Origin of the sequence: Stappia sp. TSB10P1A (assembly GCF_900185725.1) — a bacterium.
Classification (GTDB): Bacteria; Pseudomonadota; Alphaproteobacteria; order Rhizobiales; family Stappiaceae; genus Stappia.
This window is the reverse complement of the sequence record NZ_FYAU01000036.1, coordinates 373,968-392,006: the sequence shown is the minus strand read 5'-3', so window position 1 is coordinate 392,006 and position 18,039 is coordinate 373,968. Positions and strand designations below refer to the sequence as shown.

At 67.8% G+C, this 18,039-nt stretch carries 12 protein-coding genes; 7 read left to right on the top strand and 5 right to left on the bottom strand.

All coding sequences use genetic code 11. The annotated features are described in order from the left end of the window. Positions 1 to 22: 22 nt before the first annotated feature. Genes galE through TSB10P1A_RS20410 form a run of 4 tightly spaced genes read left to right on the top strand, consistent with a single transcriptional unit; the run spans position 23 to position 8,811 of the window. Positions 23 to 1,012 carry a UDP-glucose 4-epimerase GalE gene (gene galE / locus TSB10P1A_RS20425; RefSeq protein WP_186389787.1) on the top strand — a complete coding sequence of 330 codons (990 nt, stop codon included), beginning with the start codon at positions 23 to 25 and terminating at the stop codon, positions 1,010 to 1,012. A 32-nt stretch (positions 1,013 to 1,044) separates the two neighbouring features. Continuing rightward, complete coding sequence (locus TSB10P1A_RS20420) at positions 1,045 to 6,111, top strand: glycosyltransferase (protein WP_186389786.1); 5,067 nt, start codon at positions 1,045 to 1,047, stop codon at positions 6,109 to 6,111. Between the two features lie 25 nt (positions 6,112 to 6,136). Beyond that, entirely contained in the window at positions 6,137 to 8,104 is a 1,968-nt protein-coding gene (locus tag TSB10P1A_RS20415) for an HAD-IA family hydrolase (RefSeq protein WP_186389785.1), read from the top strand. Positions 8,105 to 8,142: 38 nt separating this feature from the next. After that, positions 8,143 to 8,811, top strand: coding sequence for a sulfotransferase family 2 domain-containing protein (locus tag TSB10P1A_RS20410; RefSeq protein WP_186389784.1), 669 nt, complete (start codon positions 8,143 to 8,145; stop codon positions 8,809 to 8,811). A 127-nt stretch (positions 8,812 to 8,938) separates the two neighbouring features. On the opposite strand, the gene TSB10P1A_RS20405 is transcribed toward TSB10P1A_RS20410, so the two are convergent. Next, positions 8,939 to 9,595, bottom strand: a complete 657-nt coding sequence (locus tag TSB10P1A_RS20405; RefSeq protein ID WP_186389783.1) for a class I SAM-dependent methyltransferase — start codon at positions 9,593 to 9,595, stop codon at positions 8,939 to 8,941. A gap of 185 nt (positions 9,596 to 9,780) precedes the next feature. Here TSB10P1A_RS20405 and TSB10P1A_RS20400 point away from each other — a divergent pair, with 185 nt between their 5' ends. The 3 genes from TSB10P1A_RS20400 (at position 9,781) to TSB10P1A_RS20390 (ending at position 13,215) form a co-directional block, all read left to right on the top strand. Continuing rightward, on the top strand, positions 9,781 to 10,869 hold the full coding sequence (locus TSB10P1A_RS20400) for a DUF2793 domain-containing protein (protein WP_186389782.1): 1,089 nt from the start codon (positions 9,781 to 9,783) through the stop codon (positions 10,867 to 10,869). Between the two features lie 97 nt (positions 10,870 to 10,966). Further along, positions 10,967 to 12,154, top strand: a complete 1,188-nt coding sequence (locus TSB10P1A_RS20395; protein ID WP_186389781.1) for a hypothetical protein — start codon at positions 10,967 to 10,969, stop codon at positions 12,152 to 12,154. Beyond that, complete coding sequence (locus TSB10P1A_RS20390; protein WP_186389780.1) at positions 12,151 to 13,215, top strand: hypothetical protein; 1,065 nt, start codon at positions 12,151 to 12,153, stop codon at positions 13,213 to 13,215. Before TSB10P1A_RS20395 ends, TSB10P1A_RS20390 begins: the two co-directional genes overlap by 4 nt. 3 nt (positions 13,216 to 13,218) lie before the next feature. Here the strand turns inward: TSB10P1A_RS20390 and TSB10P1A_RS20385 are convergent, their stop codons facing one another. From TSB10P1A_RS20385 to TSB10P1A_RS20370, 4 genes are all read right to left on the bottom strand, one after another. Further along, positions 13,219 to 15,132 carry a nitric oxide reductase activation protein NorD gene (locus TSB10P1A_RS20385; protein ID WP_186389779.1) on the bottom strand — a complete coding sequence of 638 codons (1,914 nt, stop codon included), beginning with the start codon at positions 15,130 to 15,132 and terminating at the stop codon, positions 13,219 to 13,221. Between the two features lie 4 nt (positions 15,133 to 15,136). Next, complete coding sequence (locus tag TSB10P1A_RS20380; RefSeq protein WP_186389778.1) at positions 15,137 to 15,955, bottom strand: CbbQ/NirQ/NorQ/GpvN family protein; 819 nt, start codon at positions 15,953 to 15,955, stop codon at positions 15,137 to 15,139. Between the two features lie 98 nt (positions 15,956 to 16,053). Next, positions 16,054 to 17,412: a cbb3-type cytochrome c oxidase subunit I gene (locus TSB10P1A_RS20375; protein WP_186389777.1), complete on the bottom strand. Its 1,359-nt coding sequence runs from the start codon at positions 17,410 to 17,412 to the stop codon at positions 16,054 to 16,056. Between the two features lie 13 nt (positions 17,413 to 17,425). Next, positions 17,426 to 17,908 (bottom strand): cytochrome c, encoded by a 483-nt coding sequence (locus TSB10P1A_RS20370; RefSeq protein ID WP_186389776.1) that lies wholly within the window; start codon positions 17,906 to 17,908, stop codon positions 17,426 to 17,428. Between the last annotated feature and the right edge of the window lie 131 nt (positions 17,909 to 18,039).

Here is an 18,039-nt window from a genome sequence, read left to right as displayed (position 1 = left end):
CGGAAGCGACGGGACTCAGGGCATGGCCGAAGAAACTGTTCTGGTGACGGGTGGGGGCGGCTATATCGGCTCCCATTGCTGCAAGGCTCTGCGCCGCGCCGGCTATCAACCGGTGGCCTTCGACAATTTCGCCACCGGCTGGCGCGAGGCCGTGCGCTTCGGGCCGGTGGAGGAGGGGGATCTCGCCGACCGGGCGCGGCTCGACGAGGTCTTCGCCCGCTGGCAGCCGGTCGCCGTCATGCATTTCGCCGCCCTGTCGCAGGTCGGCGAGTCGATCCAGCATCCCGAGCGCTACTGGCGCGGCAATGTCGGCGCCACGCTGACCCTGGTGGAGGCGGCGATTGCCGCCGGCTGCCTCGACTTCGTCTTCTCTTCGACCTGCGCCACCTATGGCGAGCAGGACGGGGTGGTGCTGGACGAGGACACGGTGCAGGCGCCGATCAACGCCTATGGCGCCTCCAAGCGGGCGATCGAGGACATGCTGCGCGACTTCTCCGTCTCGGCCGGCCTGCGCCACACGATCTTCCGCTATTTCAACGTGGCCGGCGCCGATCCGGACGGCGAGATCGGCGAGTGCCACGTGCCGGAAACCCACCTCATCCCGCTGGTGCTCGACGCGATCAGCGGCCGGCGCGACGCCATCACCATCTTCGGCACCGACTACCAGACGCCGGACGGCACCTGCATCCGCGACTATGTGCATGTCTGCGATCTTGTCGATGCGCATCTTTCGGGGCTCAATTGGCTGCGCGAGGGGAAGCCCAACCGCGTCTTCTGCCTGGGGACCGGGCGCGGGTTCTCCGTGCGTGAGGTGATCGAGGCGGCCGCCCGCGTCACCGGCCAGGCGGTGCCGGTGAAGGAAGGCCCGCGCCGCGCCGGGGACGCGACGCAACTGGTCTGCGGCTCCACCCGCGCGCGCACGGAACTGGGCTGGGATCCGCAGCGCTCCGCCCTCGACGAGATGATTGCGGATGCCTGGCGTTGGCACCAGCGCGGCGCCTATTCGAAGTGATTGATCGGCAGAACTTTCAGATCGGGACAGAGATGTTGAACACTGGGACGAACAGGCCTGCGAAGAAGAAGCTGCTGGCAAACCTCGCCTTCTGGCGCGGGCCGCGCCCGGACTTCCATGTCGACAAGGCCGGTCCCGTGCTCGTGGCCGGCTGGGCCTGGTGGCCGCATCGGCCGGGCGAGCGGATCACCATCGAAATCCTCAACGGCACGCAGGTGCTGGCAACGGTGGAAGCCAGCCAGTTCCGCGACGACCTCATGAAGGCCGGCAAGGGCGACGGCGCCCACGGCTTCACGGTCACCCTGCCGGAGCCGGGCGCGACCGGGCGGCTCGGCCTGCGCTGCAAGGGCGCGCGCCGCCCGTTCTGGCAGGCGCCGCGCGTTGCCACCGGCAAGGTCGAATTCCACATCGACAGCAAGACGCCGGGCCGCATCACCGGTTGGGCCTGGCTGCCCAAGCGCCCCGGCGAGCGGGCGCATATCGAGGCGGTGGCCGACGGACGGGTGGTCGCCAGCACCACGGCAAATGCCTATCGCGAGGACCTGAAGCTCGCCGGCAAGGGCGATGGCGCCCATGCCTTCGCCCTGGTGCTGCCGGAGGAGGTGGCGAAGACGCCGCCGGCGCGGCTCAGCCTGCGCCTCGCCGGGGCCCGCGTGCCTTTCCACATCTTCCCGCAGGCAGCGGCCGCCGCCGCGCTCGACTTCCACGTCGATGCGGTCGATGACGAGGGGGTCGTCGGCTGGATCTGGGCGCCCTCGACGCCGGAAAAGCGGCTGCCGCTGGAACTGGTCGAGGACGGCGTCGTGCTGGCCGAAACCGTCGCCGACATCTACCGCCAGGACCTTGCCGATGCCGGCAAGGCGGGCGGCTCCTGCAGTTTCCGTTTCGCCATACCGGCCGTGCTGCGCGACGGGCGCCCGCACGCCATCGAACTGCGCTGCAAGGGGCGGCCCAAGCCGTTCCACGTGGTCGAGAGCCGCAGCTTCGCCAAGATCCGCTGCGACCTGACGCTGCTGACGCCGCTTGCCGTCGACGGTGCGGCCTGGCTGCCGCAGAATTCCGGCGCGGCGGTGGAGATCGAGATTTCGCTGGACGGCAAGATCGTCCACCAGGGTACGACGGACGCGCTGCACGCCTTCTCCTGGCGCGCGCAGCCGGGCGATATCGCCGCGCTGGCGAAGACGGCGGGCAAGGACGGCCTGGTCCAGGTGCGGGTCGCCGTTCTCGCCAACGGCCAGCAGGTGAGTTCGGCGCGCGTGCCGCTCACGGTCGCGGCGGACGGTGCGCTGGCGCTGGTGGTGCAGGAGATCTCCGACCGCAGGATCGCGGGGCAGGGGCTGTTGCTGACGGCAACGAGCGGCGCTTGCGGCCTGTGGGTCGGCGGGCGGCAGGTGGCGGATCTGCCCGCCGCGCCCGATTTCGCCTTCGACATCGCCGTGCCGGCGCTGCACCTGGAGGACGGCACCCATGCCGTTCGCATCGATGTGGCCGGCGCGGATGGCGCGGCACCGGTCAAGGCATTTGCCAGGGAGCTTGCGTTCCAGCGCTTCGATCTTGCCCTCGACATCGCCGACGACCGCATCGCCGGCGTGGTCACCGACCGCTGGCAGGCCAACCGCGAGACGGCGGTCGAGATCCTGATCGACGACAAGCCGGTGGCGATCGAGATCGCTCGCGGCCTGCCGGACGACGAGGCCGGCATCGGCCGCCTCTCCGTCGGGATTTCGGCGCGCTGGCGCGACGGGCTGCCGCACCGGGTCGAGGCGCGCATCGTCGGCGACGCGCGTCGCTGGCCCGAGCGGCCGATCCTGTTCCAGGCGGGCGAGCCGAAGACCAACGCGCTGGCGCGGGTCGAGCAGGTCGATGGCGCCGTCTGCGGCTGGGTGCTGCTGCCCTGGGACGGCGAGGCCGTCGCCGACGTGTCGCTGATCGTCGACGGCAAGGTGGTGGAAACGCGCGCGGCCGGCGATCCGCATCCGCAGCTTGCCGCCGAGAGCTTCCTCACCGACGCGCATGGCTTCCGCTTCGAGCGCCGTCTGGCGCCCGGCTCCGCCATCCAGGTGCGTGCGTCCTACCAGGGCCGGGTGCTGCTGGAGCAGGCGCTCGCGCTGACGGGCGGCGCCTTCCGGCTGGAAGATGCCGGCCACAGCCGCACCGGCGCCTGCTTCGTGCTGCCCGACCCTCTCGCCAATGCGCAGTCGCGCGAGGAGGCGCGCGCCGTGCTGCTGGCAGCCGTCGCCGCCGCTCGCGCCGGGATTGCCCCGCTCACCATCGTGTCCTGCGGCCACCGCGCCTCGCTGCGCGGGACGAGCGGCGATCTAGAGCCGCTGGTGGTGGATCTGGTCGGCCGGGAGAATGCCGGCCTGCTGGCCTCGGCCGCCTTCGTGCCGCTGCCGCCGGCGGTGCTGCCCTCGACGGCTGGCGGCGCGCAGGAGCGGGCCTATGCGCTGGACCTGTGGGCGCGGGCCAATGCCTTCTCGCTGATCGCCGGCACCAGCCGGTCTGGCATCCTCGCCTATTGCGCCACCTCGCGCCGTCAGGGCCTGCTGCCGGCGACGACGCAGGTGGTGGTGCTGGCCGACACCTTCGCGGTGCAGGATCTGCTCGACCGCGACCAGTTGCTGGACCGGCCCGACCTGCTGATGGAAGAGGCGCTGGAAAAGGCCGCGCTCGCCGCCTGCACCCGCGTCCTTGCTCCCTCGGCCGAGGTGCTGGAGACCTGCGCCGCCCTGGAGCCGTCGATCGCCGAGCGCGCGCGCGTCGTCCCAGTGGAGATCGGCTCCGCGGCAGGCGTCAGCGGCGCCCCGCGGGAGACGGGCGAGCGCTGCTGGCTGGTCTTCGCCGCGCCCTTGCGCACGCGCACCGGGCTCGTGCAGATGTGCGACGCGCTGGACCGCCTGATGCGGCGGCCCGGCATCGACCCGGAAAGGCTCGGCATCGTCTTTGCCGGCACCGAGGACTGGCTGCGCGGCCGGCGCGCCGGCGCCTATCTGCGCGACCGCGCCCGCAAGTGGCGCTTCGACCTGCGCGTCCATCTCGACCTGACGCTCGACAGTTTCGCCGGCCTTCTCGGCGCCTATGCCGAAAACGGCCTCTCGATACGCCTTCCGGCGGTCGAGGGCACCGTCTGGGAGGCGATGGCGGTCTCCGCCGGGCTCGCCGCCGCCGACCTGTCGTCCGTGCGCGCCGGCAATGCCACCGACCTTGCCGACGCGCTGGAAGCCGCACTCGACGGCAGCCGGCCCGTGCTGGCGGCCGGCACCGTCGGCGGTGACATGGGCGCCGCGCTGGCGGCGGAGATCGGAGCTGCCGCAGCACATCAGACGCCCGCCGTGCGCTCAACGTCGCGGCCGCGCGTCAGCGTCTGCATCAGCCATTTCAACCGCACCAGCCTGTTGCGGCAGACGCTCGCCTCGGTGCTGGCCTGCGGCTATCCGGAGCTGGAGATCGTCGTCGTCGACGATGGCAGCGCGGTGCCGGGCATCGCCGACGAACTGGCGGAGATCGAGGCCGAGCTTGCCGCCGTCAACGGCAGGATCGTGCGCCAGCCGAACAGCTATCTGGGCGCGGCCCGCAACACGGCGGTGCGCAATTCGACCGGCGAGCTGATCGTCTTCATGGACGACGACAATCTCGCCCATCCGGGCATGATCGACGCCTTTGTCGACGCGCATCTGGCGACCGGCGCGGACATCGTCACCTCGCGCTTTGCCATGTTCGACGGCACCGACGCCATCGAGCCGGGGCACGACATCCCGCGCGAGATCGGCGTGCCGCTGGTCCCCGACCTTGCCGTCGGCGTGCTGTCCAACTGCTTCGGCGATGCCAACATGCTGATCACCCGGTCCGCCTTCGAGACGATCGGCGGGTTCACCGAGGACTTCGGCCGCGGCCACGAGGACTGGGAACTGTTCGCAAGGGCCAGCACGCTCGGCCTGCGGCACGAGCTGCTGAACCGGGCGCACTTCTGGTACCGGGTCGCGGCGCAGAGCATGCTGCGCGGCCGCGAGAGCGCCCAGGTCGACTTCCAGCGCAACATCCGCGCCTATTCGCACGATCTGCCGCACGGCATCCACCGCATGCTGATGCTGGCGCAGGGCCTGACCCAGCGCTGGGACAAGCCGGCGGTCGCGCCGCACCTGCCGGCCCGCAAGGGGCTCGCCGTTGCCGGACGGGTGGCCTATGGCCGCGTCGCCGTGATCATGCGCACCAAGGACCGGCCGCTCCTGCTGCGGCGCGCGCTCGACAGCGTGCTGGCGCAGACCTATACCGACTGGGCGCTGGTGGTGGTCAACGACGGCGGCGATCCCGAGCCGGTGCGCAAGCTGGTGGAGGCACGCCGCGCCGCCTTCCAGGGACGGGTGCTGGTGATCAACAACCCGGTCTCGACCGGCATGGAGAACGCGTCCAACGCCGGCGTCACCAATTCGGCGAGCGAGTTCCTCGTCGTGCATGACGACGACGACGCCTGGGACCCGACCTTCCTGGAACGCTGCATCGCCCATCTCGACACGTCGTCGCCGGATGTCGGCGGCGTCGTCACCCATGCGACCGTGGTGATCGAGGATATCGAGGGCGAGAACGTCATCGAGCGCAAGCGCTTTCTGTTCAAGGACATGGAGGCGCTGGAACTGACGCGGCTGTCGGTGGAGAACCAGTTCCCGCCAATCTCCTTCCTGTTCCGCCGGGTGGTGATGGAGACGGTCGGCCTGTTCGACGGCGAGTTGCCGGTGCTCGGCGACTGGGACTTCCACCTGCGCGCCGCCGAACGGTTCCGCATCGACGTGCTGCGCGAGCCTCTCGCCTTCTACCACCACCGCTCCGCCGGCACGACCAGCCAGTACGGCAACACGGTCGTGGCGCAGAAGGACGTGCACCGGATCCAGCGGGCGCTCTACATCAACCGGCACATGCGCGAGGGACTGGCGAGTGGCCGGGGCGGCGCGGACAGCCAGATGCTCTACATGGGCGAATTGCACCGGGAGGTGACGGACGAGCTCCGGCAGATGCGCCAGCACATGCACTGGCTGGAGAAGCTGCTGATCGACCGGGGCGACCACATGAAGCATATCGAGAAGCTGATCACCCGCAAGCGCTGATCCGGCACCCGCGAAGGCAACGCCCATGACCCTGAACTATCTCGATCTGGACGCGGGGAGCCTGCCCGTCGCCGCAACATCCGGCGACGCGGGCGACGCTCTGCAGCAGGTCCTGCGCCGGCTCGCGCCTTTCGACGTGATTTCCTTCGATGTCTTCGAGACCCTGCTGCGGCGCGAGGGGGTGTTCCGGCCGATCGACCTGTTCCTGACCATCGGCGAGCGGGCGGGGCCGCTGCTCGGCCTTTCGGCCGCGGACTTCGCGCGCCTGCGGATGCGCAGCGAGCGCGAGGCCCGCTGCGCGCTGGAACAGCGTCGGGGCCGGGAGGTGACGCTCGCGGAGATGTACGCGCGCATGGACGCGCTGCTGCCGACGCTCGGGCGGCCGCGCGTGGCGCAGGCGGCGCTGGAGGCGGCGCAGCGGATCGAGCAGGAGGTCGAACTGGAGCACCTGCGCCCCGTCCCGGGCGTCGAGCCGATCTACCATTGGGCGGTCAAGGCGGGAAAGCGCGTCGTCCTCGTCTCGGATTTCTACTCCGCCGCCGAATTCATCAACGCGGCGCTTTCGCGCAACGGCTATGAGGGGCACGAGCGGCTGTTCGTCTCCTGCGATATCGACCACACCAAGCATCACGGCGATCTCTACGCCCATGTCTGCAAGGAGATGGGCGTGGCGCCGCGGCAGATCGCCCATGTCGGCGACAATCCGTGGTCGGACGGCTCGCGGGCGCTGCAGGCGGGCATCGCGCATTTGCGGGTCGCCAATCCGGCAGGCCGGCTTGTCGGACGCTGGCGGATCGACTGGCGCAATCCGAGCCCGCAGCCCTCGAGCGCGGTGTTCGCCAGCGTTGCGGACGACCTCTTCGGCTCCGGCATTGCGCCGCGCGAGCCGGAGCACATGCCGGTGCTGGAGCGGGTCGGCCGCGAATGCCTCGGCCCGCTGCTGTTCGGCATGGCCGGCTGGCTGCACCGGGAGGCGCAGGCGAACGAGACGCCGGCGCTGCATTTCTGCTCGCGCGACGGGCTGGTGATGAAACAGGCCTTCGACCTGTTCCGCCGGCGCTTCGGCGGGCAGACGCAGAGCCGCTACCTGATGGTGTCGCGCCAGGCGATCTACCGCGCCCGCGCGGTGAGCGAGCCGGCCGCCGCCGCCGCGCTGTTCGCCCAGAACTGGGCCCGCCTGACCCCGGCCGACGCGCTGGCGCGCTGGGGGCTCGACCCGCACGCCTTCTCGGCTGAGATCCGGGCTGCGGGCTTCTCGTCGCCGCAGGACGTGGTGGCGATCGGCGACAAGGCCGGGGCAGGGCGGTTCGCCAAGCTGTTCGAGGCGTGCCGCGAAGCGCTGCAGGCCGCCAACGAGGCGCATGCGGATCTCTTCGCCGACTATCTGGCGCAGGAAGGCGTGACGGGCGCCGAGGCGGCGACGCTGGTCGATATCGGCTGGCACGGCTCGCTGCAGAAGGGGCTTGGCGAGGTGCTGCGCGCACGCGGCTGGCATGGCCGGCTGTCGGGACGCTATCTCGGTCTTTTCCTGGACAGGGCGACGCTCGCCGGGTTCGACGCGGCCGGTTATCTCTTTTCGCTCGACGGGACCTTGCGGGCGCAGGCCCTGCGCAAGAGCCCGAGCCTCGTCGAACTGCTGCACACTGCGGGGCACGGCTCGACGGCCGGCTATCGCCGCACGGCGGATGGCATCACCGCGGTGTGCGAAGAGCGCCCCGACGAGGAGCGCCAGCATGCGGAAGCCATCGGCCCGATCCAGCGGGCCGCGCTCGCCTTTGTCGAGGAGATGCTCGCCAATCCCCGCCTCGGCCCGCAGCCGCTCGATCCGGCCGATGCCTTCCGCGGCCTCGACCGGCTGCTCAGCCGGCCGTCCCGCGACGAGATCGAGGTGATCGGCCGGCTGCGGATCGCGGCGAATTATGGCGCCACCGCGACCAGCACTGCCTTGACGGATCGCTCCCCGGAAGGCTATCGACTGTGGAATGTGGGGTGAGTTGAGCTTTTTGCCGCAAGAAGAACCAGGGAAAGAGAATGGCTGTCGTTCTGAATAACCATAATATCGTTTATTTCCCGGTTCCCAAGACAGCGTGTACCTCCCTGAAGATGCTCATGTTCGAGTTGAACAATGGGCGCAAGTTCGAGATGTATGAAGAGGACGGCGTTCTCAAGCATATCCATAACGCTGCTTACGGAACGCCTTCGTTCATCGATGTGGACAGAGCCCCCTTTGCCGGCATGACACGTCTTGCGGTCATTCGCGATCCGATCGCCCGGCTGCTCTCGGCCTACAGCAATCGCGTGGCGTTCCATCGGGAGCTTTCGGAAGATCATATCGATGCCGATCTGGCATCGCGCCTGGGCGTCCATCCCAATCCGTCACCTGATCATTTCTTCAACAATATCGGCAAGTTCCGTATTCTTTCCGGCTCCATCAAGCATCACACGGATCCGGTATCCGCGTTTCTTGGTCCGGACCTTGCCTATTACCACCGCGTGTTTCGTATCGAGGACATCGGAGGCTTGGTCGAGCTTTTGTCCAATGCGGTCGGTCACCCCCTAGAGCTCGGCCGCGAGCAGGTGGGAGGCGACAAGATCAAGTTTGAGGATCTTGGCCATCGCGCGCAAAGAAATCTTGTTGAGTATTGTTACGGAGATTACGCGTTGATGAGAGGCTACTATTATATGCAGGCACGGTTATAAATAATAGTTGCCTTGAATTGTTTCAAAGGGGCCTCTCTCCACGAGAATGGTTCTGGTGGTTTCCATGGTTACGATACCAGATTCAGATCTTGCTGTGAGAGCGGCTGCAAATCACGGAATCGAACGGTTAGGAGTTTCTGAACGCGATATCGCTATATCCATAAGGATGGAAAGCGAAGTGGGTGACCTGGAGCTTGTTGCTTGAAACCGTCTCGCAAACTGCTTTGTGCACGCCATATGGAATCGCTTCGAGAGCGCTCCAGACAACAAAATCATTGCACAGGATGTATCCGCCTTTCTTGACCTTTCTCAAGGAGGCGGCCAGGTCCTTCTTGACCATCTCGTATCCGTGCCCGGCATCGATATAGGCAAAGTCGAAATATTCGTCCTCGAACTCTTCCAGGAGATCCCAGGAAGAGCCTTCGCGAGTGACGACCGTGCCGGCCTCCAATTCCTGCTCGACATGCTCCTTGCGGAACGGGGTGTAGTCGATATCAAGCAGGTAGAGTTTTCGCGGCTTCGCCAGATCCATCAAGGTTCTGGCAAAGCGACCGGTCTGCGTTCCAACCTCGACGCCGATCCCCCCCTTGGGAAGATCCGCAATGATGTCTTCTCTGCGCGGAAGCACCTTGCAGCCTGCGAGAAGCTCCCGGGGGATTGCCGGTGACGCACCGCTGATCAGGAACTCGGGAGGGGAGCCGGTCTCACGACGATAGGTTCGAAGACTGTCCTGAAAAGTCTTGAGTGCAGCGTAGACGTTCGTGCGGAGCTGTTCTTCACTCACAGGCAGGTCCTTTCCAGGCGTATTCAGGCGTTGAAGCATCGATGGCAGGGGGGCTCGCCAGCGTGCAAACTGCTGTCGACACGTGTAGAGGATCGAGGCTCAACTGTCACCATTTCGGGCGAATTATCCTCGACATAGGCAGCGGCTGTTATCCTGACGCAGGTGCAGGACAAAGGAGCCGCTGGATGGCCGACGCTTCCCTCAATCTGTCTCTTCCTCTGCTGCAGGCTTCGCAGGCGCAGAAGCACATTACGCAGAACGAGGCGCTGCTGATCCTCGACGGCCTCGTCCAACTGGCGGTGCTGTCGAGGTCGCAGGACACGCCGCCAACCGATCCCGGCGACGGCGCGCGATACGTGATCGCCGGTGCCGGCCAGGGAGACTGGGCGGGCCAGGGCGGCAAGCTGGCCCGGCGGCACGCAGGCGCCTGGGCGTTCCACACGCCCCGCGCCGGCTGGCTCGCCTGGGTGGTGGACGAGGAGCGCCTGCTCCTGCATGACGGGGAGGGGTGGGGCGATCTTCCCGCCGCATTCGGCATGCTCGGTGTCAATGCCACGGCGGACGCGACCAACCGGCTGGCGGTGCGCGGTCCGGCAAGCCTGTTCGACGGGGGATCAGGCGATCATTCCCTCAAGGTGAGCAAGGCGGCGACGGGCAACGCCGCCGGCGTGATGTTCCAGTCCGGCTATTCGGGACGGGCGGAACTGGGGCTTCTCGGCTCGGACGATCTGCAGTTGAAAGTGTCCGCCGATGGCGCGGAATGGGTTCAGTCCGTCACGGTCGATCGCGCCAATGGTCATGTCGGCATCGGCAAAGCGCCGGGCCCCGTGCGGCTGGAGGTGTCCGGAAGTGTTCGTCTGACGTCTTCCTTCGCCCCGTTCCTCCAATTGATCAATAGCGGGACCAGCGGAACCCAGGCGTGGATCGGCATCCCGGACTGGAACCGCTCGGCCTTCTATATCTACGGGGCGCAGTCGGACATCATGTCGATGTACGACACGCCGACGCGCTCGCACCGGCTTTTCGCCGGCGGCAGCGAGCGGATCCGGATCGCCAGCGGCGGCGAGGTCGGCGTTGGAATCGCGAATCCGACAGCGCGGCTGCACGTGGCGGGGCCGGTGCGCACGGCGAGCTATCTCAAGGCCGCGCTGCCGTCCGCCGCGAGTGTCGGGGCCGGCACGCTCACCTATGTCTCGGATGCGGCCGGAGGGGCGCAATTCGCCTATTCCGACGGGTCGCAATGGCTGAAGCTGCGCGACGGCAATCCGGTTTGAGATGTGGAAACTGCCCATTGCCCGCTCGGGAACTGGTAGTCGCTTGCCCGCTGGTCTAGGTATGGTTGCCGACAACCCGACGAGCAGGAGCCTCACAATGACCATGCAAGGTCAGCCCCCCGACTTGGGTGCGCTCGCGGACAGATACGGTTCGGACAAGGGCTATCGCAACCGCGACGCGCACGGCTATACCGCCGTATATGACCTGCTGCTTGCCCATCGCAGGGCCGAGCCGCTCAATTTCCTTGAGATCGGACTGCTGGTCGGTGGGCCGGAGGCGACGGGCGGCAGTGCCCGTCGCGAGACCGTCGATGCACCGTCGGTCAGGATGTGGTTGGACTATCTGCCGAATGCACAGGTCTTCGGCTTCGACATCTCCGATTTCTCGGCCGTTTCGCTTGAGCGTTTCACGTTCGTGCAGGGGGATATGGGAGACCCTGTGGACCTTGCGCGACTGCGGGGTGCGTGTCCGGAGGGCTTCGATGTCGTGGTGGACGACGGATCGCATGCCTCGTGGCATCAGCAGACGGCGTTCATCGAGCTGTTTCCGGCGCTCGTTCCAGGCGGCACCTACGTGATCGAGGATCTCCACTGGCAGCCGGAGCAGATCGAAAACCTGCGGCAGGTACCCAAAACGGCAGAGCTTTTCTCCCGCTATCTTTTGGATGGCAGGTTCGCGGAAACAGGAGACATTCCCGAAGAGCGCTATCTGGAGGCGGCCTCGCAGATTGCCGGCGTGACGTTCGTCAACGAGGCGGGCCTGTCCACCGGCCCCGCCAAGATGGTGATCATCCGCAAGAAGGCCGCAGAGGAACTGCTGCCTTCGCGCAGCTATCATCGCTCAAGAGTTCTCCAGCGTCTTGGCAACGCGGAAGAGGCAATGCGATGGGCACACATTGCCGAGGCGGAAGACCCGTCGCATTTCGATGCGGCGCATGAACATGCAAGGGCCAGGTTTTCAGTGGAAGGATCAAGTCCAGCGGTTGTGGATCTGGCGCGCGGGCTCGTCGCGCGGTTTCCCGACCGGGATCGAGGAATGGTACTCGCGGCCTGGATCTTCTCCCGTCGTCCGGAGCACCTTGCGGAAGCTGTCGCCCTTCAGCGCAGGGCGGTCGAACGTGCCCCCGGCGTTGCGGGCTACCGGGTGACGCTGGCGCATCTGCTGCGGCGCTCGGGAGAGCACGATATGGCCCGCTCGGTTCTGGAAGAGACCGTGCAGTTGTTTGCCGACAATGACCTTGCGCGCCAACGGCTTGCGGAACTCTCGCAAGGGAGCACCTCGTGATCCTTCGTCCGACCCTGTTTCGCAAGGCGGCGCTGGCGACCGCCTTCGACCATTTCACGGGGCGGCCGAAGACCGCCTATCCGACGCGCTATCACTATGTGGAGATCTGCGCAGCCGAACTGGCGGCGGCCGGGCTGCGGCTCGGGCGCATCGGCCAGCACGGCTTGACGCTGACCGACGGGGAGGGCCGGAGCCTTGCCGTGGTCGTGCGCTATGTGACGGCGCGCGACCTGCGGCTGCTGGCGGCGTTTCGCGCCAAGGGCGGGCGGATCGCCTATCTCCTCGACGACGATCTGTGGGCGATGGCCAGCGACACGCGCCTCGATCCCCGCTATCGGGGGCGGATGGCGCGGTTCCTCGCGACCCTCTTCCCCAGGCTGCGCGATCTCGTCGACGTGGCGGTCGCGCCCAACCGCCGGCTGCTCGAGCGGCTGGCGCCGGTACCGGGCGCCTTCCTGCATCCGGCCGACCTTGCGCCGACCGGCGATCTCTCGCATTTCGACAGGGAGGACGGCGAGACCCGCGTCCTGTTCCTCGGCACGGCGACCCATGCGGAGGACTTCGCGGCCGTGGCGCCGGGCCTTGCCGAAGCGCTTGGCGCCGAGCCGGGCCTGCGCCTCGAGACCTTCCTGGGAGGCAAGGGCGAGGCGCTTCTGCCGGCCTCGCGGCAGGTCGCGCATAGGGCACCGATGGTGCTGGAGGACTTCCAGGCCTGGCTGACCGAGGCGCGCCATCACGTGGCGCTCGCCCCTTACGCGATCAATCCGGTCAATGACGGTCGCTCGATCATCAAGCTGCACCAGCATGCGGTGGCGGGCGCCGCCGGCATCTATACGCCGACGGCGGTGTTCGGCCCGGTGATCGAGGAGGGTCGCAACGGCCTCTTTGCCGCGCATGAGCCTGCGGCGTTCCGCGATGCGGTGCTGACGCTCGTCCGCGACAGGGCGAAGGCGCGGGCGATCGCGGAAGGCGGCATCGCGCTGAGCCGCCGGCTCGGCGACCGGACGGCGGTCGCCGGGTTCTGGGCGCGCCTTGTCGCCGGAGAGACCGGCGACGCGTGAGCCTTACGAGACGAGCCGCCGGTAGATCGCCGGCAGGGCGCCGGGCAACCGCTCCGGATCGGCGATGATCGCGTAGGAGCCCTTGCCGAACAGGTAGGGAAAATAGTCGCGCGCCGCCTCGTCGACGGTGACGCCGAAGACGGTCAATCCCTCCCGCCGCGCCTCGCGGATCGCCTCGCGCGTGTCCTCGATCCCGTAGCGCCCCTCGTAATAGTCGATGTCGTTCGGCTTGCCGTCGGTCAGCAGCAGCAGCAGGCGGTGGCGCTGCGGCCGCTCGACGAGCTGCCGGGCGACATGGCGGATCGCCGCGCCCATGCGGGTGTACTGGCCGGGCCGCAAGGCCGCGATGCGGCGCTCGACGGTGGACCCGAGCGGTTCGTCGAAGGTCTTCACCGTGTCGACCCGCACGCTCTGCCGCCGGCGCGAGGTGAATGTGTAGACCGCGTGCTCGTCGCCGCAGGCGGTCAGCCCGTGGGTGAGGGCGAGCAGCGCCGCCTTTTCGACATCGAGGACGCGGTGGCCGCCGATCCACGCGTCGGTCGACAGCGAGACGTCCATCAGCACGGCGACGGAGAGATCCCGCTCCACGGCACGGCCGCAGGTGAAGACGTTCTCGGAGCCCGCGCTGCCGGCCCGCCGGTCGGCCTCCGCCCGCACCAGGGCGGAAAGGTCGAGCTCGTCGCCGTCCGGCTGGCCGTGCAGCACGAGGCGCCGCGGCCGCAGGGCCTCGAACTGGCGGCGGACGGCGCGGATCCGCCGCCGCAAGCCGTCGTCGGGGAGCCAGACCTCGCCGGTCTCGGGCGCGCGCGCGGCGATGACGCGGCAGTGGTCCGGCCGGTGGGCTCGCCGCTTCCAGTCCCATTCCGGATAGGTGAGCCCTTCGGCAAGGCTTCCGTCCTCGGCCTCGGACGGAGCAAGGTCGAGATCCATCTTGAGGCGGACGCCGGCCTTCTGCCGATTGCTGCCGATGGTCAGTTCGGTGATGTCGTCGGCCGCTTGCCGGGCGCCGTCCTCGTCGTCGTCGTCGACCCGGCGGTTGACGTTGACCATCTCTGCCAGCGAGAAGATCGTCTCGAAGCGGTGGAAGTAGAGCGGATCGCCGCGGTCGCTCATGTCGGTGTCGCGCCGCTCGGCCTGGCGGCGGCGGGCATCGACGGCAATTGAGGTGCCGGAGGGCTCGTCGGCATCGTCGGGGCGGGGCGTGCCGGTCTCCTCGCGGATCTCGCCGAACAGCGGCACCGGCAGATAGGTGCGGTAGCCGCGCGGGGCCTTGACGCCGGCAAGATCCGCATCCGGGTTCTCGATGAGAGCGAGGAGATCTTCTCCGGCATCGCCGCGCTGTCCGGCGAGCAGGGCCCGGATCGCCTGTTCGACGCGCATCTCGGCCGCAGGGAGAGCACGCTGCGGGCGAACCGCAAGGGCCGCCGCGCGCAACCGGTGGAACAGCGGGCGCAGGCCGGGCCACGCCTGCAGGGTGGCGCGGGTGGTGGCGATGGACTGACGCAGCCGCAGCAGGTCGTCGACCAGCGGATCGCCGCTTCGTGCCGCCCCCGCTCCGGCATGGGCGAACCAGCAGACCAGCCACTCGTACAGCGCGACATTGTCGGAGCGGTCGGGAAAGCTGTCGATGACGGCCGGTAGCCGCAGCGTCGAGCTGTCGAGGATCGCAACATCCATCCGCTCGGCGCCGAGCCCGACGCGCCGCAGCAGCGACAGCCGATGAGGGGAAACCGCAGGCGCGCTCTCGACAAGGCGCAGCGCGCCGTTGCCGCCCATCGCCCGGAACAGCACGCCGAGCCGGCCGCGCAGGCCGGCAAGCGTCACCGCCGCATCCGGATGATGGGGCAGGGTGGTGAGGCCGCCGACCAGCCTGTGCCAGTGCGACCCGACGAATTCCTCCGGCTCGAACAGCGACATGATGCTACCCCAGCGCCAGGTCTGCGACGCGGGCGAGCGCCGCCTGCACGTCCGGGTCGTCGCTCAGCGGCTGCAGCAGCGCCGCCTCGATCGCCAGCGCCGGCTTCATCCCGGCATGGATCAGGGTCGCCGCATAGACCAGAAGCCGGGTCGAGGCGCCCTCGTCGAGATCCTGTCCCTTGAGGTCGCGCAGCGCGTTGGCGATGCGCACCAGCGGCACGCAGCGCTCCGCCGCAAGCCCGCTTTCGCTGGCGACGATGGCCGCTTCCGTCTGCGGGTCCGGATAGCCGAATTCCATCGCCACAAAGCGCTGGCGCGTGGAGGGCTTCAGCGATTTCAGCACGTTCTGGTAGCCGGGATTGTAGGAGACGACGAGCATGAATTCGGGCGGCGCGACGATCGTCTCGCCGGTGCGCTCTAGGGTCAGCGTGCGCCGGTCGTCGGTGACCGGATGCAGCACGACGGTCACGTCCTTGCGGGCCTCAACCACCTCGTCGAGATAGAGGATTGCGCCCTCGCGCATCGCCCTCGTCAACGGCCCGTCGGCCCACACCGTCTCGCCGCCCTTCAGCAGATGGCGCCCGGTCAGGTCGGCGGCGGTGAGGTCGTCATGGCAGGCGACGGTGTAGAGCGGGCGGCCGAGGCGCGCCGCCATATGGGCGACGAAGCGGGTCTTGCCGCAGCCGGTCGGCCCCTTCAGCAGCACCGGCAGCCGGTTGCGCCAGGCCTGTTCGAACAGCAGGCACTCGTCGCCGGTGGCCGCATAGAAGGGCAGGTCGGGGGCCGGGCTGCGGACGGCGGCGGGATGGGTCGCGGGGGTCATCGAAGGTCACTCCTTGAAACGCCCGGCGAGGGCGCATCTGCAAAAGGGCGGAGAAGGGGAAGGGCCGGGCGCCGAGGGTGCGGCGCCCGGCCTTGTTGTCACTCGGCAGCCTGCAGTGCGGCAGCGCGGTCCTGGCGAGCGACCCTGCGCCGTTCGCGGACGGGGCCGAACACCGCCCACAGGAACATCAGCGCGGCGATGACGACGAGGACGCCGGAGCCGAGACGCACCCAGTAGAACGGAGCGATCTCGTCCTGCACCTCCATGTAGGACATGCCCATCACGCGCTGCAGATGGATCTGCACGGCCCCGGCAAAGGTCAGGGCGAAGGTCATCACCGTCATGGCGCCGCTCATCAGCCAGAAGGAGACGATGTTCAGCGTCTGGTGATAGGGCGCCTTGCCGCGCAGATAGGGCATGGCATAGGAGATCAGCGCCAGGTTCAGCATCACATAGGCGCCGTAGAAGGCGAGATGCCCGTGGGCGGCGGTGAGCTGCGTGCCATGCGTGTAGTAGTTCACGAAAGACAGGGTGTGGAGGAAGCCCCACACGCCGGCCCCGAAGAAGGCGCCGACCGTGCAGCCGAGCGACCACAGCACCGCGGCCCGGTTCGGATGATCCTTGCGGCCGCGGAACACCATGGTGAAGGCGAAGACCACCATCGCGAAGAACGGCGCGACCTCGAGGGCGGAGAAGATCGATCCGACCCACTGCCAGTAGCCGGGCGCGCCGATCCAGTAATAGTGGTGGCCGGTGCCGAGCAGGCCCGAGAACAGGGCAAGGCCGACGATCGAGTAGAGCCACTTCTCGATGACTTCCCGGTCGACGCCGGTCAGCTTGATCAGCAGGAAGGCAAGGACCGCGGCCATCACCAGTTCCCACACGCCCTCCACCCACAGATGGACGATGTACCACCAGTAGACCTTGTCGAGCGACAGGTTGTCCGGCGCGTAGAAGGCGAAGAGCCAGAACACGGCGATGCCCCACAGGCCGAGCAGAAGCACGCTGGTGACGGCGGTGCGCCGGCCCTTCAGCACGGTCATCGACACGTTGTAGAGGAAGATCAGCGCCACCACGACGATGGCGATCTTGATCCACAGCGGCTGCTCCAGGAACTCGCGCCCGCCATGGATGCCTTGCGTGTAGCCGATGACGGCGGCGAGCGCGCCGACCATCAGCAGCACGAGCTGCAGATAGGCGAGGAACGGGCTCTCGATCTCGCGCTCCGCCTCTTCCGGGATCAGGTAGTAGGCGCAGCCGAAGAAGCCCATCAGCAGCCAGACGATGAGCGCGTTGGTGTGGATCATGCGGATGATGTTGAACGGCATCAGTTCCGCGAGGGTATTCGGCAGGACGTAGACCGTACCGGCAAGGCCGCCGGCAAGGATCTGCACGCCGAACAGGACCATGGCACAGACGAAGTACCAGTAGGCCACTCTTTGGGAAGCGTATTTCATCGGGGTGTGCTCCTCAGCCCGCGTCGTTGGGCGGCCAGCCCTGCGTATCGATCCGGCTCGTCCACTCGAGGAAGTCGACGAGGTCGTTCAGTTCTTGTTCGGTCAGGTGAAACTGGGGCATCTGGCGGCGGCCCTCGATGCCGGTCGGCTGCGCCTCCATCCAGGCGATCAGGCCCTCCCTTGCGCCTCCCGCATCGTCGCGGCCGCCGTAGCGGACCCAGACATTGCCGACCTCGGGCGCGAAATAGGCGCCTTCCCCGAGGATCGAGTGACAGTTGATGCAGGAGTGCTTCTCCCAGACGTGCTTGCCGCGGATCACTGACGCGGTCATCGAGGCTTCGTCCGTGGAGGTGGTGACGATGTACCAATGACTGTGCGCGGTCAGGGCGACGAAGACGACGAAGAAGAAGATCGAACCACCGTAGAAGATGTTCCTGGCGGCCGACTTGGTGAAACGCTCGACCGGCGGTCGATGCGGCTCGCTTGGTCCGGACATGTATGCTCTCCAGTTTGCTGACGGATGCCGACAGTGGAGAAGAGCTAGGACCAAGCCCGCCGGCGGACGTTGCTCCAGCGCAAACTCTGCAGAAGCCACCGCGGCGCGAGTTTGCGGCGGCTCAAACTTCG

Coding starts and splice junctions, on each gene's coding strand:
- TSB10P1A_RS20380 (WP_186389778.1), bottom strand. CDS start 15,955: ATGACCCCCGCGACCCATCCCGCCGCCGTCCGCAGCCCGGCCCCCGAC.
- TSB10P1A_RS20410 (WP_186389784.1), top strand. CDS start 8,143: ATGGCTGTCGTTCTGAATAACCATAATATCGTTTATTTCCCGGTTCCC.
- TSB10P1A_RS20375 (WP_186389777.1), bottom strand. CDS start 17,412: ATGAAATACGCTTCCCAAAGAGTGGCCTACTGGTACTTCGTCTGTGCC.
- galE (WP_186389787.1), top strand. CDS start 23: ATGGCCGAAGAAACTGTTCTGGTGACGGGTGGGGGCGGCTATATCGGC.
- TSB10P1A_RS20420 (WP_186389786.1), top strand. CDS start 1,045: ATGTTGAACACTGGGACGAACAGGCCTGCGAAGAAGAAGCTGCTGGCA.
- TSB10P1A_RS20415 (WP_186389785.1), top strand. CDS start 6,137: ATGACCCTGAACTATCTCGATCTGGACGCGGGGAGCCTGCCCGTCGCC.
- TSB10P1A_RS20385 (WP_186389779.1), bottom strand. CDS start 15,132: ATGTCGCTGTTCGAGCCGGAGGAATTCGTCGGGTCGCACTGGCACAGG.
- TSB10P1A_RS20395 (WP_186389781.1), top strand. CDS start 10,967: ATGACCATGCAAGGTCAGCCCCCCGACTTGGGTGCGCTCGCGGACAGA.
- TSB10P1A_RS20400 (WP_186389782.1), top strand. CDS start 9,781: ATGGCCGACGCTTCCCTCAATCTGTCTCTTCCTCTGCTGCAGGCTTCG.
- TSB10P1A_RS20370 (WP_186389776.1), bottom strand. CDS start 17,908: ATGTCCGGACCAAGCGAGCCGCATCGACCGCCGGTCGAGCGTTTCACC.